We start from the raw sequence: 26,459 nt of genomic DNA, 5'->3' as shown, positions 1-26,459 counted from the left end.
GAAGTGTCATCATTTCGTTCATTGACCGGCCGGCGCCGACGCCTTGTTTTGCTTGTTCACGATGCTGTTGACTTTCGTCGGCAAGCCGTACAGCGAGATGAACCCGACGGCCGCTTGATGGTCAAACTCGTCTTCGGAGGTGTATGTCGCTAGTTTTTCATCGTAGAGCGAGAATGGCGACTTGCGCCCTTCGACGATCGCATGGCCTTTAAACAGCTTCACACGCACGACGCCGGTGACGTTTTTTTGCGTTTCTTTCAAAAACGCGACAAGCGCGTCTTTGAGCGGCGAGAACCAAAGGCCGTTGTAGATGACCTCGGCGATTTTTTGCTCGATGAGCGGTTTAAAATGGGCGACTTCTCTCACCAATGTCAAGTCTTCCAGCTCTTTATGCGCTTTAATGAGCGTGATCGCCCCTGGGCATTCATACACTTCGCGCGACTTGATGCCGACGAGGCGGTTTTCGACATGGTCGATGCGCCCGACGCCGTGCTTGCCGGCCAACGCGTTCAGCTCCAAAATGAGTTGCGCGAGCGGGTGCGATTTCCCGTTCAACGTCACCGGCACGCCTTGTTCAAAGCCGATTTCGATCACATCCGGCACATCCGGAGCGTTCTCGAGCGAAGCGGTCAGCTCATACGCCTCTTCCGGCGGCGCCGCCCACGGATCTTCCAAAATGCCGCATTCGTTGCTTCGGCCCCACAAGTTTTGGTCGATCGAAAACGGGCTGTCAAGGTCAACCGGAATCGGAATGCCGTGCTTTTTCGCGTATTCGATTTCTTCCTCGCGCGACCAGCTCCACTCGCGCACCGGGGCGATCACGTCCAAATCCGGATTGAGCGCTTTGATCGACACTTCAAAGCGCACTTGGTCGTTCCCTTTCCCCGTGCAGCCGTGGGCAACGGCGACCGCGCCTTCGAGCTCGGCGATTTCAACGAGTTTTTTCGCGATGAGCGGACGCGACAGCGCCGAGACAAGCGGATATTTCCCTTCATACAGCGCATTCGCCTGCAAGGCGATGAGCGCATACTCGTTCGCAAACTCGTCTTTGACGTCGATCACGTACGATTTGATCGCGCCGACTTTGAGCGCTTTTTCTTTTACAAAGTCAAGGTCTTTCCCTTCGCCAAGGTCCAAGCAGCACGCGATCACATCATAACCGCGCTCTTGGAGCCATTTGATCGCCACCGATGTATCTAAACCGCCAGAGTATGCCAGCACCAATTTCGGATTTGCCATGGTCGTTCTCCTCTCCTGTCACATAAATATACTTTAATATAAATAAATATTCATCACGATACATTATCACTTTATCAGCTTTCGGATGATTTTTCAATATGTATTCATGAAAAAGCATCAAAATTCCACCATGCCCTGCGGGGACATTTAGTATAATATGAAGAAGAAAAGGGGGGCCAATCGAGGATGAACGGCATCTTCATCGAAGACAAACGGCTCGGCATCCGCCTGCCGCATCTGGACAAGCCTTGGGAGGACTACAGCCCGAACGAACAAGAGGCGATTTTGCTTGAATGGGAAGCGATCCGCGGCTTGATCCCCGACCGCATCGCCGCGCTGGAGCGGGAAATCAACGAAAAACAAGACGCGCTCGGACAAGAAGCGGATTTCGCACGTTCGTGCCGGCTGAATGCGGAAGTGGCCGAACTCGCTTCCATCATCAATGATTTATGGATTTGGTATCGGGTCAGTCCCAATATTTCTTTTAACATCTTTCCGAAAGAAGTCTCCCACTTCTAAACGAAGTGAAAGTGGGAGATGAATTTCGGTGAGGCGTAGGTATGAGTTGTTTCTTTTTTTGTGTTATGATATAATCAGTATTAGAAAAATGAAAGGTTGTTGTATTAATGAAATTAGACAGTAATAACCATTCAGTATTCCTGTTGTATTATCATCTTGTTCTGGTTGTAAAATATCGCAGACAAGTGATTGATGATACCATATCTGACTATGCAAAAGATATGTTTGTGAGATTGGGGAAAAATTACAATATTTCCTTGGTCGAATGGAATCACGATATGGACCATGTGCATATTTTGTTCAAAGCACATCCGAATAGTGAACTATCCAAGTTCATCAATGCCTATAAAAGTGCAAGTTCTCGACTGATTAAAAAGCATTTTCCGCAAGTGAAAAGAAAACTGTGGAAAGAATATTTTTGGTCAAGAAGTTTTTGCCTGCTTACAACGGGCGGCGCCCCCTTGAAGTAATAAAAAAATATATAGAAAATCAAGGGATGAGGTGATGTGGTATCGATATGGTAAACAAAGCCTATCAGTTCCGCTTGTACCCAACAAAAGAACAAGAACAGCTGCTTGCCAAAACCTTCGGTTGTGTCCGTTTCGTTTATAACAAAATGCTTGAAGAACGCATACAAATTTATGAAAAGTTCAAAGACGACAAAGAAGCTTTGAAAAAACAAACATTTCCGACCCCTGCCAAGTACAAAAAGGAGTTTCCTTGGCTTAAAGAAGTGGATAGCCTTGCGTTAGCAAACGCCCAATTGAATTTGCAGAAAGCGTTTCAAAATGTCTTTTCGGGTCGTGCTGGATTTCCAAAGTTCAAAAACCGCAAGGCGAAACAGTCGTACACCACAAATGTGGTCAATGGCAATATTCAACTTTCAGATGGCTATATCAAGTTACCCAAACTGAAATGGGTCAAGTTCAAGCAACATCGGGAGATTCCTGCCCACCATATCATCAAGGCTTGTACGATCACGAAAACAAAAACAGGAAAATACTATGTTTCTATTCTCACCGAATACGAACATCAACCTGCACCAAAAGAAATACAAACGGTTGTTGGGCTTGATTTTTCCATGAATACGCTGTATGTCGATAGTGAGGGTAAGAGAGCCAATTATCCTCGTTTCTATCGGCAAGCATTGGAAAAATTAGCGAAAGAACAACGGATATTATCACGCCGAAAGAAGGGTTCTAATCGTTGGCACAAACAGCGTTTGAAAGTAGCGAAGCTACATGAGAAAATAGCGAACCAACGAAAAGACTTTCTGCATAAGGAGTCGCGCCAATTAGCGAAACTTTATGATTGCGTGGTCATCGAAGACCTCAACATGAAAGGGATGTCGCAAGTCCTGAATTTCGGCAAGAGCGTTCATGACAACGGCTGGGGGATGTTCACGACATTTCTCCAATACAAGTTAGAGGAGCAAGGGAAAAAGCTTATCAAAATAGATAAGTGGTTTCCGTCATCTAAAACTTGTTCATGTTGCGGTCAAGTAAAGGAATCTTTATCGCTTTCTGAGCGTACATTCCGCTGTGAATGTGGATTCGAGAGCGACAGGGACGTCAATGCGGCAATCAATATCAAACATGAGGGCATGAAACGATTCGCGATAGCCTAACTTGTCCTCGAACCGTGGGACACACGGGGATCGCTCAGTCAACTTCCCGTCATGAGATGGGATTACCTGAGAAGCCCCCGCCGCTAAGCGAAGCGTAGGTGGTGGGAGCGTGTCACAGGCTATTGGAAAGATCCCGAAAAAACAGCCGAGCGGCTCGTCGGCAAGTGGTTTTTGACCGGCGATTTAGCGACAAAAGACGAAGACGGGTATTTCTGGTTCCAAGGGCGGGCGGACGACATCATCTCGAGCGCCGGCTACCGCATCGGGCCTTTCGAAATCGAAAGCTGCCTCCTTGAGCATCCGGCCGTCGTCGAAGCGGCCGCCGTTGGGAAGCCGGACCCCGTCAAAGGAGAGATCGTCAAAGCGTTTGTCGTGCTCAGAGAAGGCTTTGCGCCGTCGGACGGGCTGGCCGAAGAGCTGTCCTTGTTCGTCAAAACGCGCTTATCGAAGCATGAATACCCCCGCGAAGTCGAATTTGTCGCTGAGTTGCCGAAAACGCCGAGCGGAAAAATCCAGCGGTTCATCCTTCGCAATCAAGAAAGGGAAAAGCAGATCAAGGCCTAACCGACAAAGAGGATGCCCAGGCAACGGAGCATCCTCTTAGCCGTTATTTCTCATCTTTTCCGATGCCCAACATCTTCTTTAAAACGGAGCAATAGTTCTGCACTTCCTTTTCGTTGATCTGATAGACGTGATAACCGTTTTCTTTCCGCTCCGTAATCAGATTGGATTGCTTCAGAAGATTTAAATGCCGCGAAACGGTGGCAACCGTAATATTTAACTGATTGGCCATCTCCTGCGACTTCATTTTTTCTTCATTCGCAATAAATGCCAATATTTTCATCCGAACGATTTCAGACAATGATTTGGCAATATCGGCAACATACTGAAGCTGCCCCTCATCATATTGAATATCCATCCGATGTCCGCTAGAGAAAACCTCTTTTCCATCTATATAATGCTTTATATCATAAACAATATGAAGTTCACCAAGCCCCCAAACCAAAATAAATTTCGGTGACACAAAATACGAGGGATACAATTTGATCAACTTCGTTTCTTTCGTCGGGAACTGTTCTGGGGTTGGATAATCGTACAATAGTTTTCGAACCACTTTCTCAATCCCCGACTGATGGAGTTCCTCTCTCAATCGATCATTCGCTTGATCCCAAAGGGGGGACAGGATTGGTTCAACATGGACGTAGCATTGTTGATAAAAATGTTCCCAAAGAGAGGCTAGTTCCCGCAAATATTGCTCATAATTCTGCGCGAATTCAAACTGCTCAGCATTCACAAATCCGCCCAATGACGCGATTTTCGAGCGAATTTCATCGAACGGAGAAGCGGTTTGCGTTAGACAAATCTCGATCTCTTTTTCAGACAAGTAACGCCCGAATAAATAATACAAAAACTCATACTGGGATACCCGGTCGATATATGCCATGAGTTGAGAAAAGGTATGGGGAGCAGGTAAATCGACCAAAAATTCCGCCAGCTGTGCCCCATACTCATACCGACCGTAAAATTTTTTCAGCAACGATTCATGTTCCCGAAAAAACTCCTCAAAACGAGCAACAGGGAAATGAGGTTCACCATCCATTTTTCCCGATGAAACGCAACACTTCCTTAAACACGCCATCATTTCAAATAAAGAAGAGATCGAAAGTTCTACTTTACAATGATGGTTAACTTCCTCTATTGTGTATACAGCCATTCGACATCCCGTACTTTCTGTTTTTAGTCATGAACAATTTGATACTTCAACTGATCAACAAAATTGTCGCATAACCGCTGGCATTCTTCAACTGTCGACGAACAAACAATCACATGTCCAGAGCGCGTATAAGAATCCACCGTTTTGTTGATATGATCTCCTACTTGATAGTAGATGGCCCAATCTTGGATATATTCTCGATTGACTTCCGTGTCAAGAGAGATTTGTCGCAGCACGCCTTCTGGAAACATAAAGAACTTGACAAGGCTTGCTTTTTTATAAATCGGTTTTACATCGGCGGGCATTTGATTCATATAAGATAAAATTCCTAACTCATACTGGTTGAAACCAGACGCTAATTGATGTAAATAAGGAATAAAATCTCCCCCCGGTCTCGTATGCATTTCAATCACCACCGGTCTATCTTCTTCCACATCCCATTTGACCTCAATATGCCCTGGCCCATATTGTACATTCAACAAATGCAACGCTTTCATCACCACTTGTTTGATTCGTTTAACTTTCTGTTGTTCCAGTCTCGCTGGCACAATATGCCCAGTCTCAATAAAGTGAGGCTTTCCGGTTGTTTGTTTTTCAGTTATTCCTAAAATGAAATGGGTTCCTCTACAAGATACCGTCTCCACACTATACTCCGGGCCCTTAATATACGGCTCTAAGATCCACTCGTGAGGATGATTTTGATGTCTTTTTAACCATTTTTCCCACTCATGTTGATCGGAAATATAGTCAACCTCTTTGCTTCCAAATCCGTCAAGCGGTTTGATGATGGCTGGTCTTGAATATGGAAACTGTTTAGGAAGAACAGATGCCTTGCCACTTACAACGTCCAGTCGCAGCTCCGGGTCCTTTCGCAAAATCTGGCGCATCAATCCTTTATTTCTCGTATTTACGACCGTTTCAAGCGAATTCGTCGGTAATTGCAACTTTTCACTAATATAAGCAGCTGTTTCCAACCCCAATTCTGTAAAGCTTACGACAAGATCTACTGTTTGATATAAATTCATGATTTTCTCAACAGTAGAAAGCACCTCTATTTTCTCTGCAATGTCACGAACATAAAATACGGCTTCGATCAGCTGTGCTATTTCCTTGTCAATGTTTGAATACCGATCCGCCACAATAATAGGCTTCAACCCACATTGAAATGCCGCTTCCGCGCCATAACGGCTTGCCCCTAAAATGATGATGTATTTATTCATTCACAATCCTCCATTCTAATCGATCCATCGCCTCTCGTGTCGAGCGGATTACGCTTTCCATACTATCTCCTTCTGCCATGACAAACCCTAATCTTTGGTAGCTGCTTTTAATCCCATTGGCCTTAAATGGCAACTTCCCTATACTTATCCGTTTTACTCCCTCTACTTTTTGCGCTTCCTCCATCCCCTTCACCATTTGATATATTCCCTGTTCGACAGGCAGAATAAACTTAATGGCAGCATAGCGCTGTTTCGTGATCGTTATATCCTCGTTTGTTCCGATTGATTGTAAGACAACATGTCTAACCATATCCACCCCTGTAGAAAATTCTACTAATTGGGGGATGCCGTCACCAGCCAGCCTAGGATTCACTTCAACCAAATATAAGCTGTTTCCGCGAACAAAAAATTCTATATGCGCCGCTCCATAGTTTAATCCCAATAGATCCAGCAGCTTTTTGCATCTTTTCTCTAAATCTGGAATAGGATTTAACTCCGGACCAGTCACGTGTCCACATTCAACGGCATGAGGACCATATGTTTCTTTTTTCGTTACAGACACTAATTTCCATCCATCAGCTGTATATAACATTTCAGCTGAAAATTCTTGCCCTTCAATCCACTCTTCGATCAGCCATTTCCTTTCCAGCTCATATCCGCGTTCATTGCGTTGTCTCTGCCATTCTCGGCGCAGGGACAGTTCTAAATCAAGGCGATTTTGGCAAATCGTCACGCCGTTGCTTCCACTATCATCTACCGGCTTAATGACACAAGGAAACGAGATCTCCAAATTTATGATTTCGTCAAGATGATGGATGATATGGAAAGCAGGTTGCAAAAACTCTCTAAAATGTTGGCTTTCTAGATAAGTTCTCGTTATATGTTTATAACGCGCCCTTTTCAATGCTTCGATATCATGCCCCCTCACTCCCAAATAACTCGCTAATTCAGCAACTGGAATCAAGTGATAATCATCAAAAGTAAGGATTCCAGCAAATTTCGCCTCAGAACGTGCTAATTCTTCTTTCATTCGATCTGTATTATACGTATCAATGATGACAACTCGATCAGCGAAATTCAACGGATGATCATCTGTCATTGCGCTATATTGTTCTGGGTTCATCGTCCAAAAATGAATTTTATAACCTAGTTGCTTAGCGATTTTCATTGCCTGTGTACCGGTACCTGTTGTATTCGTCTCGACAAATAACAAGTGCATCATCGCCAGTCCTTTCTCCCTATTTGATTTTGATTAGTGAAGAAAGACATTTTTCTATATGTCAGCTGAAACATATAGCCAACAAAAATCACAATGCCTATCATGGTCAAATAGAAAAAGGTTTGTTGTCCAGCGTACTGATATAGATTCAAACCAATGAATCCACCGATAGACTCCCACATTCCCCAAAGTACACCTGATATTCCGAAGGCCCAAGAAGAACTTAACGTTCCCTTCTTCTCTACAATCTGATGATCAATCGTAGGAACCCAAATGATTTCAGCTATGCTGAACAAGATCACGCTAAAAAAGATAATCCAAAAATGATGTGAAACCCATAGCAAGAAATAAGATGCGGCGATGAACATCAAGGCTAGCGCGTACCAATACTCAATTTTCCATTTCGGCTGTATTTTTGGATAGAAACCTTGAAGAACGATAATCGTAATCGCATTCACCGTAAAAAACAACCCAATCGTTTTTCCTGAAAAATTTTGAGAAACGACAACAGGAAAAGTTGTAAATAGTTGTGTGTACAAAAACCAAAATAGCCCTGAAAAAGCAACGAATTTTATAAAGATAAAAAAATGCGGGTCCGATTTGCTGTTTTTAACGAATTGTACGATATTGATTCCCTTCTCTGCATCCTCAATGGTGATGCGTGGTAATAGCAACGAAACACCCCCGGCCACAACATAACAAACAATCGCAGCAACGATGATACCAAAAGAGTTCCAATCCAATAACCATCCACCTAGAAAAGGACCAATGGAAGCGCCAACGTTGACAGCGATGTTTAATAACGCAAAAGCCCGCAGCCTCTCATTTTCCTCTAATAAGGAAATGTGTGTTTTCAGGCTTACATTGTAAATTGAGATCGACATCCCCAATAGTAACGCGATCACGAATATCAATGTATAAGAATGAATGATTGTTAACATTGTTAGCAACAAAGCTGATCCCCATAGACCAACGATAAGACTGTTTTTTATCCCAAATTTGTTGACAACTCCCCCAACTAATGCATTACCTGCTTTCGATACAAACGTAAATGCGGCCACCGCCACACTGGTTTCCGTAATATCCAGATTTTTCATTTTAACTAGCCATAAAGAAAGCAGCGGAACGTACACAAAGAAACCAATGGAATTGAAAACTCTGATGCCAAACGTTAAAACTCCCTCACTAACCTTACGAAACATACATGACCCCTCTCGTCAGCTCTTTACATACTGCATCAATAATATTAGCTGCTTCATATATATCTTTTTCATTAACATTTCTACTAACCACAATCCTTACTGTATCAGGCAACCAAGGAAATAAAAGCAATCCTTTTTTCTTGCACCTATCAACAAACTCCAATGAATTTATACGAAAGTTATTCACATGAAAAAAGATCATATTTGTTTCAACAGCATAAGGATCAACATACAACCCGTCTATTTTATATAGATGCAATTTGAAGCTTTAACATTTGTCGCTTTTACCGAGCATTTGATCGACTGTCGGGTGACCGAACAACCCCGCTTCTAGACCCATGTATGGGTCTGTGAAGCGGGTGGTTGTTCGGTCTTCCGTCACGCCAAAGCGTGACGGGGGCAAGCCTGTGGCTTGCCTTCGACAGTCGAAAAATGGACAAGCCTCTTTTCCGTCAAGGATATGTTAAACTTTTTCGTTGCATCTATATAGCATTGCACATATGAGCTTGGCTCGTAATCCTTATAAATATCATCCCTTAGAACTATTAAAAAGGTTGCAGCAGATAGATTATAGTACTTTTGTAAAGTTAATAAAAAATGCAATTGTTGGAAAATCAGTATTGGTTTAGTTGTGAATAAAACGTCCATGAGCGAGCCTTGCTCGCTAACCAAGCATGAAAGTAACCGTCCATCGACCCGTTATTTTCACAGAAAAAATTAGGAGTGTTATTCATGGATAAGTATAAATTAAAAATAGGATATCTACTTATAAAGATTTCTGAAAATAAATACCAATTTATAGAGATACAAACACCTGCTAAAAAGAAAGTTACGGTTACTTGTGATACTGACCATGACTTATTATTTTCTGAACTAGCAAATGGAAAGAGTATAGAAATATCTAATGATAATCCTAAACTTTATAATTCTTTTTCGCAGCTTTATAATCTCGGAGTATTAGAAAAAGAGAAAGAAGATTGTACTCATAATTTTAATGACTCGTATTTACGTTATGTTTCTAGACAATTACTTTATCTGTCTCATTATGAAGATAATAAAGTTTCGCGCTATGATTTTCAGGAGCGTTTACGTAATGCTTCTGTTGCTATTATTGGAGTTGGGGGTTACGGAACAGCATTGGCTATGCTTTTAGCAGGAGCAGGTATCGGTCATTTGATCTTAGTAGATGGAGATGTAGTGGAAGAGAGTAATTTGTCCCGTCAACTCCTTTATCGTAAAGAGCATATTGGATTACCAAAGGTTCAAGCGGCAAAAAGAGAGTTACTTTCTATTAACCCATATATTAAAGTTGAGACTATTAACAAATTCATCAAGAAAGAATCAGATTTAGATATGCTTAGTGGTGTTAAATGTATTGCTGGTATTAGTGGGCCTCCAACTCGTTTAGGATCTATAGTGAGCAAGTGGGCATTGCGAAATAAAATTCCACATCTAATGGCAAAACCGGCATTGATTGGCCCCTTATGCATTCCAGGTCAGACTCCTTGTTACGATTGTATTACTATACAATTTGGAACAGACAAAAATATAACAGAACAAATAGTTTCCAACCTGTCTTGGATGTCACAATTACATCCAGCTTGGGCGCCTCATAACTTTATTTGTGCTGCTATCAGTGCAGATCAAATTCTTAAATACTTTTGTAAGATTCAAGAAGTTGAGGTTCTTGACTCAATTATTGCAATTAACTATAGTGATTTCTCAACAACACAACTAATTATAGGGGAGAATTGTGGATGTCACTAAGTAAACGATTTTCACAACAAACTCGTTCACTAATTTACATTAACATTTCTGAAGCAATTCAATATTTTACAGTTGCTTTGCGAGATGGTCTGGTTTTATGGACGGTTTTGGAAATGACTAAATCAACTTTTGCAGTTTCTATAATTGCCGCTATTAAATTACTAAGTGGATGGACTTTTTCCCCTATCGCGGGTGTTTTAGCAGATAAGTTAAAGCTTAAGAGTATTATATTCTGGACTTTGTTTATTAGAGCGGGTATATGTTTTATAGTGGCTCCATTATTGGTTTACCAATCTCTATTTCTTCTCATAATTTATATATTTTATCTGTTAATAGGGATTGTAAATAAATTTTACTTTCCCGCCTTTTTTACAGCTTACAATAAAATGATGAACAATAGTAATCGTTTCAGGTTTTCTAGCTTCACAACTTCAATCATTATGGGCGCTGGGATTCTAGGTTCTTTAACAATTACCACACATATATCTCTAACCAGTGTAATATTACTATGTGGAATCGGGTATCTTTTATCGGCATATTTGTTATGGATGGGGTTTAAGGAACTTGAAGAATCTTCGACAACTGTATCAAATAATAGAACCATTAGTATTAGAGATTGGAAACAAGGAATGGTAGAATTATATGATTATTTGAAAGCTAATCCTCGTGTTACAATACTTGCATTTTTAGGTCTTATACCAGAAGCTAGTATTCAGTTAATACAAGCTCTTACAGGAAAATTTGTTGTGCAAATTGAAGGGGGAGTAGAAAATTACAGCCTCTTCTTATCCCTTTTTTCTTTTGGTGCAGCTGTCGCAAGCTTCCTGTCTTTATTTTGGAAAAAAACCAGAAGTGAATTTGCACGTTTGTTGGTATTTTTTATTGCGAGTGCTGTAGTTATAATGGCTTTAGGTTTAATAAATTCTATGCCTATAGCTTTGGTTACCTATGCTATTTTAGGAGCTTGTCTAACAGTGGAAAATAATGCACGACATTCATTGCGAGTATCACTTACTGATCTACGGTATAATGGGCGCATATCAAGTATAATGTCAACAATTATTCCTACATTAGTTACTCTTATTTCTGTCGCAGGTGCATGGTTCGCAGATCAGTTAAGTGTAAGTACGGTATTTTTTGCGTGGGGCATTATATCACTTATGTTATCAGTACCTTTTTTGCTAAAACTTAGAGGAGTTAGTTTGCCTACTGACTTAAATAGTAACTCTTCTAAAACTCAGGTGATGAAGTGATGTATAGTTTTTCGGCAGTTGGAGATATTGTATTGACCTATAAATGTTTAGTGCAAAATAAAAATACAGAGTTCTGCAACGAAACGTGCAGAGCCTAAGGCAAAGAAAAAAGGCTTGCCAGCCCCTAACATTTCCTCTACTGTGGAAGTTGTGAACACATAAACCAAACAGTGGAGGAGCGAAAGGATGCTGGCAATGCCCGAAATGAATCGTATCAGAAAACTGCGTGAAAAGAAAGGGTTATCGATTGCGGAAATTTCCCGCGAAACGGGATATAACTGGAGAACGGTCAAGAAATACGCGGATGGCGGCATTTCTGTCCAACCAACCATCAAACGCAAAAAGGGGATGATGGAGGAAGAAGGATACGGGCAAATCATTGATGACTGGTTGGAGGAGGATGCCAAGCTGCCGAGAAAACAACGGCGAACGAACAAGACGATGTTTGAAGCGCTTTGTCGTGACCATGGATTTCAAGGCTCGTATCGCACCGTTTGCGCGTACGTGCAAAAACGAAGACCGCAGCTCAAACTCGAGAAAGAACAGCGCTATGAACGACTTGAGCACCCGCCAGGCGAGGCGCAGGTGGATTTCGGGAAGATGACGGTGGTGACGAAGGAGGGGAAGGAAGAAGAACGATCGGTTTTGATCGTAAGCTTCCCGTATAGCAACGCTGCGTTTGCTTATCCGCTGCCGGCGGAAAACAGTGAATGCTTCCTCCATGGGTTGACGCAGCTGTTTCGTCAGGCTGGGGGAGTGCCAAAGGCATTGCGCATTGACAATTTGTCCGCGGCCATCGTGTCGATTCGAAAAGGGGGAGAACGCCAATTCACCGAGGCTTTTGAGAAATTTCAACTCTACTATCGGTTTGATGTACAAGTGTGCAATCCATACAGCGGACATGAGAAAGGAAATGCGGAGCGAAAAGTCTATTACACTCGCAACCTTTGTTTCGTCCCGGCTCCGTTGATCGAGTCGGATCCGGAGCTGGTGGAGTGGCTGCATCGCAAGATGGTCGAGGACCGAAACCGCCCTCATTATGAAAAGGGGCGGTTGATAGAGGAGCTATGGCAGGAAGAGCGGCCGGAGCTGTTGGCGTTGCCGGAACAAGATCTTCCGATCTTCTCCCTCGATCACGCTTACGTGAATAAGTACGGAGAAGTGATGGTGGATGGGAAGGCGTTCGTCGTCCATGGCCTGTCCGTCCCCAACCGGGTATTGGTGAAAAAAGAGTGGGATCGTTTCTTTGTGCTCTCTCCTGACGGAGGCATACATCTTGAGATGCCAAGGCCGTATACGAACGTGAAACGCGAGATCCCTTGGAAAGAGATTTTCGCTGAGTGGGAGACCAAACCCCGGGTTGTCGGGCATTCCCGATACCGGGCGTACTTGCCGGAAGCGATCCGAACGTATCTGGCTGGCACCCCGCCCCAGGTGGCGGCCCGTTTGAAAGGGCTGCGAGCGCTGTTGGATCGTTGCACGCTTTATGAAATCCCCCAGTGGCTCGAGGAGAGTCAGCGATGGGACTTGGCTCCTCATGAAATCGGGGTGTTGATGGAAGCCGAGCAATCCCATTACCCGGCCAAGTGGGAAGAATCGTACACCCCTTCCGTCCTGATCGACTATGAAACGGATTTAACGGTGTATGATCAACGTCTTCACCCCGTTCGGGAAGGGGGTGTCCAGGGATGAGAGCAGAGGTGAAAGAGATTTGTAAAGCGCTGCATTTGGCCTATATCGCGGATCGATTCGAGGAGGTGATGTTCGAAACGAAAGAGCAGTTTTTGCGGGATGTATTGGCGCTGGAGCTGTCGTGCCGCCAGCAGGCGAAACAGGCCCGGCTGATCAAGAAAGCCAAGTTTCGGGAGTTGAAATGGCTGAAGGATTACGAATGGTCGGATCACATCCACTGGCCGACCACGACATCGAAGAAGGAATTGTGTGACCTTCGCTTTTTGGAGCGAAAGCAAAACGTTCTGCTTTTAGGCTCGCCCGGGACAGGAAAAACCCATCTCGCCACAGCGCTCGGCATCCAGGCGTGCCAACAAGGCCATGAGGTTCGGTTTTTCCGCGTCGCGGATCTCGTCGCCCAGCTGGAAGAGGCATTGAAAAATGGCACGCTCGGGCGGCTGAAACGAAGCATCGATGCGTGCGAACTGTTGATATTGGATGAACTCGGCTATGTGCCGTTTCAAAAGCAAGGATCGGAGCTGTTGTTTCATATTATCGCCGACTGTTATGAGCGAAAAAGCGTCATCGTGACGTCGAATCTGGAATTTGGACAGTGGAATCGGGTGTTTGGGGACAACCGCTTGACAGCTGCGCTGGTGGATCGCTTGGTTCACCATGCCCACATCCTGGCCTTTACGGGAGAGAGCTATCGACTGCGGAACGCTCTCTCCGCGATCCAGCCGTCCTCTTCCCCCGGTCTGGAACCTTAAGTCTTGAGCTGGCAAGCCTATGTATTTTTTCTTGCACTTCTCTGCATTTTTTGCTTGCAAAAAACACCTATAAAGACTGGCATAGAAATATAGAGCATTTGAATAAATTAAGTAATTTTATTCAGTCTGCACAATTTAGAGTAGCAAATTTAGAAGCACCTATAGTACTTGATATAGAAAAGGCTATTCCTGCACCGATGAGTGGGGGACACTGGCTGTATTCAACTCGTGAAACTCTAGAATTTATTAAATATATGGGATTTAATGCTATCTCACATGCAAATAACCATGCAACCGATTGGGGAACCGACTGCTTAAAAGATTCGTTGACATTACTGAGAAATATGGGAATTCTTGTTGCCGGTGCAGGGAACAACCTAGAGGAAGCCACTAGAGGGAGTATCATGAAATATAAGGATAAATCCTATGGTCTTGTTGCAATGACTACGACATTTCCTAAAACTGCTATGTCTTCTAATCCAACCGGTAAGGTGTTAGGACGACCTGGTGTAAGTTATATACGACATTCTTTTGTTGTTACCCTTCCTGAAGATGAGTGGGTTGAACTAAGGAATATTGCCATGCGAAGTCGGTTATTCATTGACATCAATGATCAAGCTTTTAATTTTCTAGGATATCGAATCCAGTTAGGTAAAACACATTCAACTACGTTTGTTGCAAATAAAAAAGATATAGAAAGAGTAGTAAGTTCAGTTAATCAGTTAATTAAAAAATGTAAAAATGTTGTTGTTAGTGTACATTGTCATGAGAGTGAAGACTTAAATCGTTTTTTACCCCCATCGTTCTTGAAAAATTTAGCAAGAACTTTTATTGAAGATGGGGCTGTAGGTGTAGTTTGTCATGGTGCTCACAATATCCGTGGTATTGAAATATATAATGGATATCCTATATTTTATGGTTTGGGAAATTTTGCATTTGATGTGAAAGGTGAATATCCTGAATTTTTTTACCAAGGGTTAGCTGTTCGTTGGAGTATTGAAGGAAATAATGCAAAAAATATACAAGTACAAGCCGTTCATATAAATGATAGAGGAGTTCCTACTATTCCGAATAAGCAACAATCCGATGAAATTTTTTCTAAATTACTTGACCTATCTATTGGAATTAGGAAAATATCTTGGATAGATTCGGCTTGTATTGAATTAAATTAAAAATATTATTTCTAAACAATAAGTCATTCGCTTTGTTAACATAAGTAAAAGCTGAAAAATTACTATATAAATGTACCTTGAAAAGTTAACCTTTGCATCATGCTGCATACCCTTCAACGTCGAAACACGTCTTTGGGGTGTTGATCAATGTAACCCATAAACCGAGTAATGACGTCACCAATATACATTTGGTCATTGTGAAACATATTCGCAATGACCGCGTCTTTGAGCTATTTACACACGCGTTCGATGGGATTCAGCTATGGGGAGTACGGGGGCAACAAGATAAAGTGAAACTAAATCTCCCTCTTGTGGCAAGAAATCTTTGGCCATTCTAGTATGGTGGATGCGTGCATTGTCGAACACCGGCACGATCAGCTTGTCTGGATAAACGGCTCTCCAGAGTCTTTAAAAAATCCAAAAACGTCGTGGCATTCCTAGTTGTCGCTCGGTGAAGAACGGTGTCTCCATTAAGGATATTCACCACACCCAATAGAGAAACGTAGGCATGATGCCATAAGTGGGCACCTGTTTTTGCCGGCCAGCTTCTGACCAAGTGGCCCGCAAGACTTGATAGGGCCGGACGTGGGCCTCATCGACATATAAAATAACAGTGTTGGGATCAATCAGTTTTTTATAAGTTCCATTTGTTTCACAAAACGCTTATCGTGGTTCGGTATCGCCTTTCGCCGATGTATAGGTGAGCCAGTTCCAAGAGAGTCCCATTCGATGTAAATAAAAGTTTACGAATCCCTTCCTGGGACATGGTGACCACGTAGCGCTCTCGAGTATAAGACTGAATGATCCACATATTCCAAGAAGAAGAAATGTCCCAACCGAGTTCGGCTGGTGTGTGGATCAAAATGATTTGTTTCAGTTCCTGTTGCTATTCCGCCGTTAGAAACGGTTCCCGGCCCGGCAGATGTTTCCGATCGAGCAGTAGATCGATCCCGCCTTCGTTGAATAGGGATACATAAAACGCCTCACTTTGGCAGCACAGATTGAGCATGGAAGCGATCTCTTTGTTCAGATAACCTTCCATGACGAGGTGAACGGCCATGACGCGTTAACATAGGGGAATATTTTTGATTTTTCGCTCTTCTTAACGAAGTGTTCGTGACGTCCATCGAGATCATTAGTGATTTTCAATCGTTTCATGTTATTCCCGCTCCTTTTGGGATGTTTAGGAGCAGTATAACTAGAGCGGAAATCACTTATATGAACGTTAATGTTTTAATGTGCACCTATATAGTTAAGGTATATAAGCTGTAATAAAGAATTTCCACGGTTTTGTATTAATGTTCAAGCCGTAACAGGGTAGTATATAATGCGAGTATGCCGAGAGTCTAGTGGATAAACACTTTTTTGAATTAAGTGTTTTAAGACACAGAAGGAATATTAAAATATAGGTATAGAAAGGGTTGAGGAATTTGAAGATTAAAGATGTATTTGGGGATTTGCCTACACTTACTACTGAACGTTTAATATTAAGAAAATTAACGTTAGATGATGCATATGATTTATTTGATTATGCGTCAAATCCGGAAAACTGCAAATATTTACCTTGGAGACCTCATCATACCATTGAAGATTCAATTCAATTTTTAGAATTTGTAATTAAGTCTTATAAAGAAGGTAGTTTAGCTCCGTGGGGAATCGTTTCAAAAGCAGATAATAAAATGATCGGGACAATTGATATAGTTAAATGGTTACCCAATCATCATAAAGCTGAGATAGGTTTTGTTTTATCGTATAAGTATTGGGGGAAGGGATTAGCAGTTGAAGCGGCTAATAAAATCATTGAATTTGGTTTTGACAAGATGGAATTAAACAGAATTGAGGCATTTGCTATGATTGAAAATGTTCAATCTTTAAGAGTTTTACAAAAGTTAGGGATGCAATTTGAAGGGGTTATGAGAGAACATTGGTATATTAAAGGTAAATTTAGGGATATGGCTATATACTCTATTCTAAAACGAGATTATTTTAAATCAAGGAACGGGTTGCAAAACGCATAACGGATGAATAAAGGGACACAAAAAATCCACTCTTATTGGGAATCATATACAGTTACTAAAAAACTTCAAAGGGGTGACACTATCAAGAGTTCCAATTCTTTGATCGAATACACCGATGAAATCGATCCTCTTTTAGAGGCTTTATTTCGATGCATCGATCAACTTTTTTCTGGAAATACCTTATGTGGCGGGAAGACCACAGGTGTCTAAAAAGGCAATTGATTAAATGTTTATTTTGGAAAACGTGCTTTACGATCGATTCTTTGTAGCAGTTGATGAACATCTTCCGCTGTTTTTGCTATTTTTGATGTATTTATGAGTCTCTCATCTGTCCACCTTTTCAAGGACCAGCCGATGCTTTCAAAAGCAAGAATTTTCTGATGTTCATCATCATCTCTTAAACGATGTATGTGTTTAATCTCTGAAAGTGATCATGGTGGATGGTACGGCCCTTTGAAACATTCTTGTAGTATGATCCCCAAACAAAATGGGTCATTTCAACTCGGTATTACTATATACATGCTCATTAAAAAGTTAACCTTCGTATAACCGGTGCACACTCCGGTTATCCTGTTCCTAAGGAAACCTATGGAAAAGGAGCGGGATCATTCATGAAACGTCTCAACATCACCCATGATCACGGATGGACGCCACGGACGCTTCGCAAACAGGAACGGAAAATCAAAAACGCGCTTCTTCGCCAACGGGTGATGGCGGTTCGTTTGGTCATGGAAGGTTATTTGGGCAAAGAGGCGGCCTCCATGGTCAACGTGTGCCGACAAACCGTTTCCCATTATGTGTCGCTGTTCAACGAAGGCGGTCTGGAGCTCTTGCTTCATCGGGATTTCGCCCCCGGACGGGAGCCGTTTCTCACCGAAGAACAGCAGGAAGAGATCAAACAGCTTGTGTTGACCACCACTCCCGCGGAACTGGGCTGGGACGTCGCTTCGGCGTGGAACACCAAACTCCTGCAATCCTATGTCGAAAAGCACTTTGGTGTTTGGCTTTCCCGTGAAGCGCTGCGAAAACTCCTGCACCGTCAAGGTCTGTCATGGACTCGCCCTACGTACACGCTGGCGAAAGGGAATCCGGATGAGCAAAAGCAATTTGAAAAGCAAATGGATTTGATAAAAAAAACTTGATCACCAAGGAGACAGAAGATGCCGTTCTTCTGTACATCGATGAAACGCATATCCGCTCTTATCATGTCTTGCGATCCACTTGGTCCGAGGTCGGCCGTCAAAAACGTGTGCCGACATTCGGCCATCATGCCCATGTTTCGGTATTTGGCGCCGTGAACGTCCACGATGGGGACACCGTGCTTCACCAAGCAGAAGCCGCCAACGCCACGACGTTCTTGGATTTCTTGCGCCTGCTCAAAGAGCGGCATCCCAACCGGATGATTGCGCTCGTCTTGGACAATGCCCGGATTCATCACGCTCGAATGGTGAAGGACTTTTTGCGAGAAGAAGGACAATGTTTTCATTTCCTGTATCTGCCGCCCTACTCGCCGCAGCTCAACCCGATCGAGCGTTTGTGGAAATGGCTGAAGGATACGGTGATCGCCAACGCCTTTCACAAAGACCGCCACGAGATCCTGCAAGCGGTTCAACGATTTGCTCATTACATTCAGGAACGCCCGGAGGAAGTGTTGCGGCGCTTGGGGTGTGCCGCGTAATCGAAAAGTTAACTTTTCAAGGTGCATTTATATAGATAACATTATTGCTAATTTTTTAGTAAGCAGATGGTCTGTAAGCAAATGGGACATATGATGTTTTAAAGCATACAGAGCCGCAGCTGCATACATACCTATTTGATGAAACCCCACTCCAAATTGTTTTCTATAAATCCTAGCTTTGCTGATCACTTCTTTTCTTCCCATAAGCATCGACCCAAATGGGGCACCAAGTCCTTTCGCAAAACATACGCTAAGTGAATCCACAAATTTTGCATAGACACTTAATGGAATGTTCGTTGCTACGTGTGCATTAAACAACCTTGCTCCATCCATATGTAAAGATATATTCTTCTCTCTCGTAAACTCATATAGTTGCTCAATTACTTCTAGAGGAAATATTTTCCCTTGATAATAATTAATTGTGTTCTCAATGGAAACCAATTGAGGGTGAGCGTAAAAAGGGCCTCTAGGTTTAGAATGAATTAACTCCTCAACATGCTCTACTCTTAGAATCCCATCGGCTGTTCTGCACGTATGCAAAACGACTCTGCTTAACAAGGCAATCGAAGCACTTTCGTAAAAGTTTATATGATAGTTTGTTTCTGTAATCACTTCATTCCCTTCCGTTACTTGTGACTTTATAGCCAATTGATTAGCCATTGTACCTGTCGGAACAAACAGAGCATCTTCCACACGAAATAACTGTTTACAATATTCTTCTAATTCAATAACACTGCTGTCCTCCCTATAACAGTCATCACCCACCAACGCATTAGCAATGACATTCCGCATTTCTTCCGTAGGCAAAGTCAATGTATCACTTCTCAAATCAATCATCGAACACCCCTCCTATAATTACGTAATTACGTAATTACGTAATTACGTAATTACGTAATTAATATTACTACTAATCCATTTTTTTGTCAACATTAAGAAAAAAGAAGATGTGTTTACTGAACCGGAAATCAGTTTTATCATCTCGCAAAGAGAAGATCTCCAACTTCCACGCGTGAGGACAAGTGGTGAATGAATGTTTGCTGTCTTCGTAAGGCAACTAAACCGTGGGACGCACGAGGATACGAAGTCGAATTTGTCGCTGAGTTGCCGAAAACGCCGAGCGGAAAAATCCAGCAGTTCATCCTTCGCAATCAAGAAAGGGAAAAGCAGATCAAGGCCTAACCGACAAAGAGGATGCCCCAGCAACGGAGCATCCTCTTAGCCGTTATTTCTCATCTTTTCCGATGCCCAACATCTCCTTTAGCCGGGGCAGCTTCCGCTACTTCTTCCCATCTTTCCGCACTTCCCTCACCACATGCCCCAATTCCGGCAAAATGAGCTTCGTCATCGCCAGCCGCACGGCGCCGGTGGAGCCGGGGGTGCAAAAGATGGCGGTATCCATCGCCACGCCGGCGATGGCGCGCGACAGCATGGCGGCCGGGCCGATGTCTTCGGTGTAGCTTAGGAAGCGGAACAGCTCGCCAAAGCCGACGAGTTCTTTCTCAAGCAGCGCCTTCACCGTTTCGATCGTCACGTCGCGCTTGGCGATGCCGGTGCCGCCGTTGGTGAGCACCGCATCGACATCGGCGTGGCGGCAGCCGGCAAGCACCGCCTCGCGAATAGCGTCCTCTTCGTCTTTGACAATCTCATAGTCGACCACCTCATGCCCGGCCTCGGTGAGCAGCTCGATCATCAGCCGGCCGCTCCGGTCGGTTTCCTCGGTTCTTGTGTCGCTGATGGTGATGACTTTGCAGCGGACGGTTTTGGGAGCTTCTTGTTTATGTTCAGTTGTGCTCATCAGTTCACGCTCTCCTCTCCTCGCTTTGTTTCTATCGTACAATGTTGGAATGTTCTTCGCAAACCATTTGTGAATAAATAGACATAATTGTTATAATATTTACAAATATATTATAAAACATCGCCTTTCTTTCCATGTAGGAAAGCAAAGAAAAAGGAGGGGAAAGCGAATGCGCCTTAGCTTATCCGACAAATTAGGGACGATTTTGCAAGAAGGCTGGATCATTATTCAGCAGCACCGGGACGACATCCTGTCCGCTTGGCTGGATCAATGCGACGAACTCCAAGACAAGCAGCACGCAGCCGCCCGACCTCTGAAGCTTGCCATCGATGCTTTCTCTTCCCAATGGTTGCATCCAGTCAATGACGCCAACGAGTGGCTGGCCGCATTGCGGCGCGAGTGGGAAATCGAGGTGGGCGAACTGTCGCCCAACCAAACGACCGTCACGTTGACCATGATGGAAAATGCGATCCATGAAACGATTCAGTCGTCAGGCATCACAGAATTCCGTTCCCACCAAGCCATTCAATACGTTTTTTCGAAACTTCATGAGTTGATCAACTCTTCCGGCTATATGGAACCTGATTGGGACCGTTTTCTTGAACAGCTCGCTTCCTTCAAGCAGTTCCCGGTCTCGTGGATCGCCCGGCTCGCGAAATCCGCGGACGGAAGCTTATATGTGGAAAAAATGACAAAGAAAAAAAGCAACCTCCTTTCATATCCTTTACTTTTGAATATGAAAAAGGTTGCTTTAGCATGTTTTCGTTTGTAAATCCCGGTGAACTACCCGCCACCTACACTTCGCTTAGAGGTGGAGGCTTCAAGCGACTTGTGCGTGTTTGCCGAACGGTAAGCCACACACAAGAACCCTTTACGCTTCCCTTCATTCCGAAGGTGTCCGTTCTAACCATAGACTATCATATTCGTTGGCGATTGGCAACCGAAATTCATCTCCCGCCTACTCACTGGGCTGTGCCCTTCACGTTCCTTGAGGCGGGAGACTTCTTTCGGAAATTACGTTAAATCATTCCAAATTCGCCAGCCGCATGACGTCGCGGGCGATCATCAACTCTTCATTGGTCGGGATGACGAGCACTTTGACCGGCGAGTGCGGGTAGCTGATGAACGCTTCTTTGCCGCGCACTTTGTTTAGAATCGGATCCCAGTATACCCCCATGAACTCGAGGCCGCGCAGCACTTTGGCGCGCACGACTTCGCTGTTTTCGCCGATGCCGGCGGTGAAAATGATGGCATCAACGCCGCACATGCGCGCCGCGTATGAGCCGATGTATTTATGAATGCGATTCGCAAACACTTCAAGCGCGAGTTCCGCGCGCTCATTTCCTTCGGCGGCCGCTTTTTCCAAGTCGCGCAAATCGCTTGAGATGCCGGACAGGCCGAGCATGCCGCTCTTTTTGTTCAGCACCTCAATCACTTCATCGGCGGTCATTCCCGTTTTTTCCATAATGTACGGGATGAGCGCCGGGTCGATGTTGCCGGAGCGCGTCCCCATCGCCACGCCGGCTAATGGCGTAAAGCCCATGGACGTGTCGATCGACTTGCCGCCCTCGACCGCTGCGATGCTCGCCCCGTTGCCTAAATGGCACGAGATGAGGCGCAACTGTTCGATCGGCCGGCCGAGAAGCTCCGCCGCCCGCTGGGTGACGTATTTGTGCGACGTGCCGTGGAAGCCGTACTTGCGGATGCCGAACTTCGTGTAATACTCATACGGCAAGCTGTATAAAAACGACTGTTCCGGCATCGTTTGGTGGAACGCCGTGTCAAACACCGCCACCGCCGGCACGTCCGGCAGCACTTCCTGAAACGCCCGGATGCCGACGAGGTTGGCCGGGTTATGGAGCGGGGCGAGCTCGGACACTTCTTCAATTTGCTTGATGACGTCCTCGGTGATGAGCACCGAATCGCTGAACTTCTCCCCGCCGTGAACGACGCGGTGGCCAATGCCGTCAATTTCGTCAAACGAACGGATAACGCCGTAGCGAATGAGCTTATCAAGCAGCATTTTGACGGCGGCGGCATGATCCGGAATGGCCGTCACTTCTTGATGTTTTTCGCCGTTCACGACGATGGTGAAGATCGCATCGTCAAAGCCGATCCGTTCGACGACCCCTTTGGTCAACACCGTTTCCGCCGGCATCTCAAACAGCTGAAATTTCAACGAAGAACTTCCCGCATTAATGGCTAGCACTTTCGCCATCGAACATACAGCTCCTTTTTTGCCAAAAATCCGCTCGCGCTTACCGTTAGTGTGCGCGATTGGGCGCCGTTTCACTATGCCTTTTTCATTGTATTCCTCCCGTTTCCGCGTTTCAAGCGCGGCCTTGTTTCGCAACCGGTTGCAAAAAAAAGTTTTTATGTTGCGAAAAATACAAACGGCGCTGGCCAAAAAGGGAGGTGAAAAACAGCGATTCTTCGATGAAGAAAAGAACAACATTGACCATCTTGAGCCGAGAAGCCCCACTTCCACGCGTGAGCGCAAGGGGAGGAGAAAAAGGCGGCATCCCATTTGGCGAAAGGGCTTGGCGGCATCGATGCAATAATTAAAAAAGGGCGTCCCGCTGTGTGGGACGCCCTTTCGTCAACGTTCTTTTTCTTCGGCGATCCAGGCGTCGATTTTCGCCATCATCGCCTGCATCGCCGACTTGTTTGAAAAACGAGGAAGCTCAACAAGCAGCACGTGTTTTGGCTTTTTGACATTCGGTCCTTTCTTTTGCAAAATAAACACGCTTTTGGCCGCCTGATCATTTTTAAACATCGACAGCGGCAGTTGCAAGACTCCTTGGACGATGGCCGCTTCCTTTAAAAATTCGTTCAGCTGCCCCGCCTGCGGGCTCGAGAACAGCGTATTCGGGATGAGGAAAAACAAGTAGCCGCCCTCTTTTGTATAGCGCAAGCTTTGCTCGATGAACAAATGGTGGGCATACGACCGCCCTTCCTTCGCTTTTAAGGCGAAGCGGGCGGCATTGTCCTCATCCGGGTAATAGCCGACCGGCAAATCACAGACGACGACGTCAACCGGCTCAACAAACAGCGGCCTTAGGCTGTCTTGGTTAAACAGCTGCACCGGATGCTTTTGCAAGTTCGCGTTGACATAGGCCAATTTGACAAGCAAATCGTCGACATCGCTGCCGTAGCTAGCCGCCTGTTTTCCACGAAGGCCATTTAACACCGCCGTCAATAAATTCGCCGTGCCGACGGCCGGATCGAGGATCGTCAGCGCCAAATGCGAGCGCGTAAACTCGCGGACTAAATAGGCCAAAAACAAACTGACCGCATCCGGGGTCATTTGATGATGCGGCTGGACGTGTTTGCGCATCCCTTTTAACACCGCAAGCTGAAACGCCTTGCGGATCTCTTCGTTTTGAAACCGTTCCAGCATCAGTTCGCGATACTGCTTTTTCAGCCGTTTCGCGTTCAGCTCGCTCACTTCGCTTTGCAGCACGTCGCCATGGAACAAATTCTCCCCCGTCTCCGCGACGGCCTCCAAATACGTGCATTGCAATTCTTCTTGCAAAATCTCGGCTGTTTCGTCCAAAACCGTAAACATTCGTTCGACCGGCGTCATCATGTCAGGGCTTCCCTCCTTTCTAGCCGCTCCCCTGATCCTTATTGTACGCCCGCTTGGCTTCACGGGCAAGAAAGGGCGGCGGAAACGAAACGACCCCGAACGAGTCGGGGCCGCTGTGATCAAAGCGTGCAACCTATGCAGGCGGATGTCCGCCGCTCATCGTTATTTCGCCGCTTTCGCCGCTTCAATCGCCGCTTCGTAGTTCGGGTGGTTCGTCACTTCCGGCACGTATTCGACATACGTCACCGTGTCGTTGCTGTCGATGACAAACACGGCGCGGGCAAGCAAGCGCAGTTCTTTGATCAAGACGCCGTATGCCTGTCCGAACGAGACATCGCGATGGTCGGACAACACTTGCACGTTCTCGATGCCGGCGGCGCCGCACCACCGCTTTTGCGCGAACGGCAAGTCGACGCTGATCGTCAGCACCTTGACGTTGTCGAGCTTCGCCGCTTCTTCGTTGAACCGGCGCGTTTGCGCGTCGCACACACCGGTGTCAAGCGACGGAACGACGCTGATCAGACGGACGCGCCCTTTCGTATCCGCGAGCGTCACTTCCTGCAAGTTTTGATCAAGCACGGTGAAATCCGGCGCTTTGTCGCCGACTTTCACTTCGTTGCCGACAAGCGTCACCGGCTGCCCTTTAAACGTCACATGGGCCATGGGTTCTCTCCCCCTTCGGAAAAAATATGTACTATTTCCATAGTAAAATGCGGAAGGAAATTTTTCAACGATTTTGTCCGTTCGCGCCAGCTGACAGAAAAACGCCGGACGCAAACGGTCCGGCTAAATATCAAAGTCGTTCGCTGTTTCGGATGCCGCGCCGTCTTTCTTATTTTTCTTCAGCATCGCCTGAATCTTCTCGAACGCCTGCGGCGCGACATCAAGAATTTTTTCGTATAAGTGCGTGCTTTCGTCCAAATGGAGCAGCTTCACCCCGGACGAGTTGACGACGAGAAACGCAATCGGCGTAATCGAGACGCCCCCGCCGCTGCCGCCGCCAAACGGATGCCCATGGCCTTGAGCCTGCCCGTTCCCGCCGGGTTGCGCTCCTTGGCCGTTTTGTTGGCCGTCCAGCATAAACTCGCTGCCGCCCGCGGCAAACCCGAACCCGACTTTCGAAACGGTCAAAATGACGCTGCCGTCAGGCGTCTCCACCGGGTCGCCGATAATCGTATTGACGTCGATCATTTGTTTTAAGTTTTCCATCGCTGTTGTCATCAGCCCTTGAATCGGATGGTTCGTCATCGTCATTCCTCCTAGTAGCCTTCATTTGCCTGCTTGGCCGCCAATGGGTTTCGCTTTGGCAGCCGCCGTCCGCGCCAATGTTTGACCACTCGCAATCCTGCTACCATAGCATGCCCGATTCGAAACTGAATCATACATAAAAACATCGTTTCCGAAGCGGTCCGATCGTAGGCCGGAACGATGGCGACAGCCGGAGTTGTTTTCATGTTCATATAGCGGCTCGCCGCGCCGATGATCATGTATTTCAACGACCAGCCAAGCCCTGCGAGCAAGCCGGTCGATGCTGCGTCGCCGGTGCCAATCGTCGTCTTCCATTCCCATTGCATAATCGTCACGTGACGGTAAAATTGTTTCATAATTTCATGCAAGTCGGCGACTTGCTCGAGAAACCGCTTCAGCTCTCGAAACAGGTCGGCGATTTTTTTTACGGTTAATTTCCCTTTCTTTTCCTCCTTTCCGCGCGTCCCCCCCATGCCTTTTTTCTGGAGAAACGCCACCCCCGGCGCATCTGAATCCATGTCCAGCTTGATGAGCGGAATGCGGACGGTGTAGCGGAGGAGGCCAAACAGCGTGCGCACCACGATTTTGCATTCATCGTCGTCTTTCATATGGTGAAACACGACCGTCACCGATACTTTCATCGAGGCGACGAGAAGAAGCAAAAGAACAACCGTTGCGATGACCGCGATGACTGCTTTCAATGTCCGCCCTCCCTTTCATCATACATTGTCGCCATTTGGAAAAAAAATAAACCTGCC

General features: G+C 45.3%; 23 protein-coding genes and 2 pseudogenes. 13 read left to right on the top strand and 12 right to left on the bottom strand.

Features of this window, described 5'->3' with window-relative positions:
- Window positions 1-18: 18 nt before the first annotated feature.
- The gene (locus tag BJQ97_RS03910; RefSeq protein WP_160155577.1) at window positions 19-1,239 is read right to left on the bottom strand and encodes an argininosuccinate synthase; all 1,221 of its coding nucleotides are present in this window, start codon (window positions 1,237-1,239) and stop codon (window positions 19-21) included.
- Between the two features lie 186 nt (window positions 1,240-1,425).
- On the opposite strand from BJQ97_RS03910, the gene BJQ97_RS03905 reads away from it, so the two are divergent.
- From BJQ97_RS03905 to BJQ97_RS03890, 4 genes and pseudogenes are all read left to right on the top strand, one after another.
- Entirely contained in the window at window positions 1,426-1,758 is a 333-nt protein-coding gene (locus BJQ97_RS03905; protein ID WP_160155576.1) for a hypothetical protein, read from the top strand.
- 107 nt (window positions 1,759-1,865) lie between these two features.
- A pseudogene (gene tnpA, locus BJQ97_RS03900) lies at window positions 1,866-2,263 on the top strand (IS200/IS605 family transposase).
- A gap of 12 nt (window positions 2,264-2,275) precedes the next feature.
- On the top strand, window positions 2,276-3,385 hold the full coding sequence (locus BJQ97_RS03895) for an RNA-guided endonuclease InsQ/TnpB family protein (protein ID WP_160155575.1): 1,110 nt from the start codon (window positions 2,276-2,278) through the stop codon (window positions 3,383-3,385).
- A 117-nt stretch (window positions 3,386-3,502) separates the two neighbouring features.
- Window positions 3,503-3,949 (top strand): annotated as a pseudogene (locus BJQ97_RS03890) (AMP-binding enzyme); the annotation flags it as partial.
- 43 nt (window positions 3,950-3,992) lie between these two features.
- Here the strand turns inward: BJQ97_RS03890 and BJQ97_RS03885 are convergent.
- Genes BJQ97_RS03885 through BJQ97_RS03870 form a run of 4 tightly spaced genes read right to left on the bottom strand, consistent with a single transcriptional unit; the run spans window position 3,993 to window position 8,740 of the window.
- Window positions 3,993-5,099: an ArsR/SmtB family transcription factor gene (locus BJQ97_RS03885; protein ID WP_160155574.1), complete on the bottom strand. Its 1,107-nt coding sequence runs from the start codon at window positions 5,097-5,099 to the stop codon at window positions 3,993-3,995.
- A 23-nt stretch (window positions 5,100-5,122) separates the two neighbouring features.
- Window positions 5,123-6,319, bottom strand: coding sequence for an ATP-grasp domain-containing protein (locus BJQ97_RS03880; RefSeq protein WP_160155573.1), 1,197 nt, complete (start codon window positions 6,317-6,319; stop codon window positions 5,123-5,125).
- Window positions 6,312-7,541: an ATP-grasp domain-containing protein gene (locus tag BJQ97_RS03875; protein ID WP_160155572.1), complete on the bottom strand. Its 1,230-nt coding sequence runs from the start codon at window positions 7,539-7,541 to the stop codon at window positions 6,312-6,314. The genes BJQ97_RS03880 and BJQ97_RS03875 overlap by 8 nt, the downstream gene beginning before the upstream one ends.
- Window positions 7,538-8,740, bottom strand: a complete 1,203-nt coding sequence (locus BJQ97_RS03870) for an MFS transporter (RefSeq protein ID WP_160155571.1) — start codon at window positions 8,738-8,740, stop codon at window positions 7,538-7,540. The genes BJQ97_RS03875 and BJQ97_RS03870 overlap by 4 nt, the downstream gene beginning before the upstream one ends.
- 732 nt (window positions 8,741-9,472) lie before the next feature.
- Between BJQ97_RS03870 and BJQ97_RS03860 the strand changes: the two genes are divergently transcribed.
- The 8 genes from BJQ97_RS03860 (at window position 9,473) to BJQ97_RS17855 (ending at window position 19,069) form a co-directional block, all read left to right on the top strand.
- Window positions 9,473-10,507 (top strand): HesA/MoeB/ThiF family protein, encoded by a 1,035-nt coding sequence (locus BJQ97_RS03860; protein WP_160155570.1) that lies wholly within the window; start codon window positions 9,473-9,475, stop codon window positions 10,505-10,507.
- Window positions 10,498-11,760: an MFS transporter gene (locus BJQ97_RS03855; RefSeq protein WP_160155569.1), complete on the top strand. Its 1,263-nt coding sequence runs from the start codon at window positions 10,498-10,500 to the stop codon at window positions 11,758-11,760. The genes BJQ97_RS03860 and BJQ97_RS03855 overlap by 10 nt, the downstream gene beginning before the upstream one ends.
- A gap of 186 nt (window positions 11,761-11,946) precedes the next feature.
- Window positions 11,947-13,452 carry an IS21 family transposase gene (istA, locus tag BJQ97_RS03850; protein ID WP_160155172.1) on the top strand — a complete coding sequence of 502 codons (1,506 nt, stop codon included), beginning with the start codon at window positions 11,947-11,949 and terminating at the stop codon, window positions 13,450-13,452.
- Complete coding sequence (istB, locus tag BJQ97_RS03845) at window positions 13,449-14,201, top strand: IS21-like element helper ATPase IstB (RefSeq protein WP_021322668.1); 753 nt, start codon at window positions 13,449-13,451, stop codon at window positions 14,199-14,201. Before istA ends, istB begins: the two co-directional genes overlap by 4 nt.
- Window positions 14,202-14,299: 98 nt before the next feature.
- The gene (locus BJQ97_RS03840) at window positions 14,300-15,373 is read left to right on the top strand and encodes a CapA family protein (RefSeq protein WP_160155568.1); all 1,074 of its coding nucleotides are present in this window, start codon (window positions 14,300-14,302) and stop codon (window positions 15,371-15,373) included.
- A 1,430-nt stretch (window positions 15,374-16,803) separates the two neighbouring features.
- Window positions 16,804-17,391 carry a GNAT family N-acetyltransferase gene (locus tag BJQ97_RS03835; protein ID WP_015375298.1) on the top strand — a complete coding sequence of 196 codons (588 nt, stop codon included), beginning with the start codon at window positions 16,804-16,806 and terminating at the stop codon, window positions 17,389-17,391.
- Between the two features lie 611 nt (window positions 17,392-18,002).
- Window positions 18,003-18,533 (top strand): IS630 family transposase, encoded by a 531-nt coding sequence (locus BJQ97_RS17860; protein ID WP_201451656.1) that lies wholly within the window; start codon window positions 18,003-18,005, stop codon window positions 18,531-18,533.
- Window positions 18,530-19,069 carry an IS630 family transposase gene (locus BJQ97_RS17855; RefSeq protein WP_268892780.1) on the top strand — a complete coding sequence of 180 codons (540 nt, stop codon included), beginning with the start codon at window positions 18,530-18,532 and terminating at the stop codon, window positions 19,067-19,069. The genes BJQ97_RS17860 and BJQ97_RS17855 overlap by 4 nt, the downstream gene beginning before the upstream one ends.
- 27 nt (window positions 19,070-19,096) lie before the next feature.
- On the opposite strand, the gene BJQ97_RS03825 is transcribed toward BJQ97_RS17855, so the two are convergent.
- Both BJQ97_RS03825 and BJQ97_RS03815 read right to left on the bottom strand, forming a co-directional pair.
- A complete protein-coding gene (locus BJQ97_RS03825; protein WP_236567121.1) occupies window positions 19,097-19,906 on the bottom strand; it encodes a threonine aldolase family protein in 810 nt (269 codons plus the stop codon).
- 439 nt (window positions 19,907-20,345) lie between these two features.
- Window positions 20,346-20,864, bottom strand: coding sequence for a MogA/MoaB family molybdenum cofactor biosynthesis protein (locus BJQ97_RS03815; protein WP_160155566.1), 519 nt, complete (start codon window positions 20,862-20,864; stop codon window positions 20,346-20,348).
- A 169-nt stretch (window positions 20,865-21,033) separates the two neighbouring features.
- Here BJQ97_RS03815 and BJQ97_RS03810 point away from each other — a divergent pair, with 169 nt between their 5' ends.
- On the top strand, window positions 21,034-21,636 hold the full coding sequence (locus tag BJQ97_RS03810; protein ID WP_160155565.1) for a hypothetical protein: 603 nt from the start codon (window positions 21,034-21,036) through the stop codon (window positions 21,634-21,636).
- 252 nt (window positions 21,637-21,888) lie between these two features.
- Here BJQ97_RS03810 and BJQ97_RS03805 read toward each other — a convergent pair whose 3' ends face one another.
- The 5 genes from BJQ97_RS03805 to BJQ97_RS03785 all read right to left on the bottom strand — a co-directional run bounded on the left by BJQ97_RS03805 (window position 21,889) and on the right by BJQ97_RS03785 (window position 26,402).
- Entirely contained in the window at window positions 21,889-23,082 is a 1,194-nt protein-coding gene (locus tag BJQ97_RS03805) for an acetate kinase (RefSeq protein ID WP_160155564.1), read from the bottom strand.
- 381 nt (window positions 23,083-23,463) lie between these two features.
- Window positions 23,464-24,453 (bottom strand): class I SAM-dependent methyltransferase, encoded by a 990-nt coding sequence (locus BJQ97_RS03800; RefSeq protein WP_044730567.1) that lies wholly within the window; start codon window positions 24,451-24,453, stop codon window positions 23,464-23,466.
- Between the two features lie 162 nt (window positions 24,454-24,615).
- Window positions 24,616-25,116, bottom strand: a complete 501-nt coding sequence (gene tpx / locus BJQ97_RS03795) for a thiol peroxidase (protein ID WP_044730566.1) — start codon at window positions 25,114-25,116, stop codon at window positions 24,616-24,618.
- Between the two features lie 123 nt (window positions 25,117-25,239).
- The gene (gene ytfJ / locus BJQ97_RS03790; RefSeq protein ID WP_044730565.1) at window positions 25,240-25,701 is read right to left on the bottom strand and encodes a GerW family sporulation protein; all 462 of its coding nucleotides are present in this window, start codon (window positions 25,699-25,701) and stop codon (window positions 25,240-25,242) included.
- A gap of 11 nt (window positions 25,702-25,712) precedes the next feature.
- Complete coding sequence (locus BJQ97_RS03785) at window positions 25,713-26,402, bottom strand: DUF2953 domain-containing protein (RefSeq protein ID WP_160155563.1); 690 nt, start codon at window positions 26,400-26,402, stop codon at window positions 25,713-25,715.
- Between the last annotated feature and the right edge of the window lie 57 nt (window positions 26,403-26,459).

Origin of the sequence: Geobacillus sp. TFV-3 (assembly GCF_009901865.1) — a bacterium.
In the GTDB taxonomy this organism is placed as follows: Bacteria; Bacillota; Bacilli; order Bacillales; family Anoxybacillaceae; genus Geobacillus; species Geobacillus thermoleovorans_A.
The sequence above is the reverse complement of the archived record's forward strand: the minus strand, read 5'-3'. Positions and strand labels throughout refer to the sequence as shown.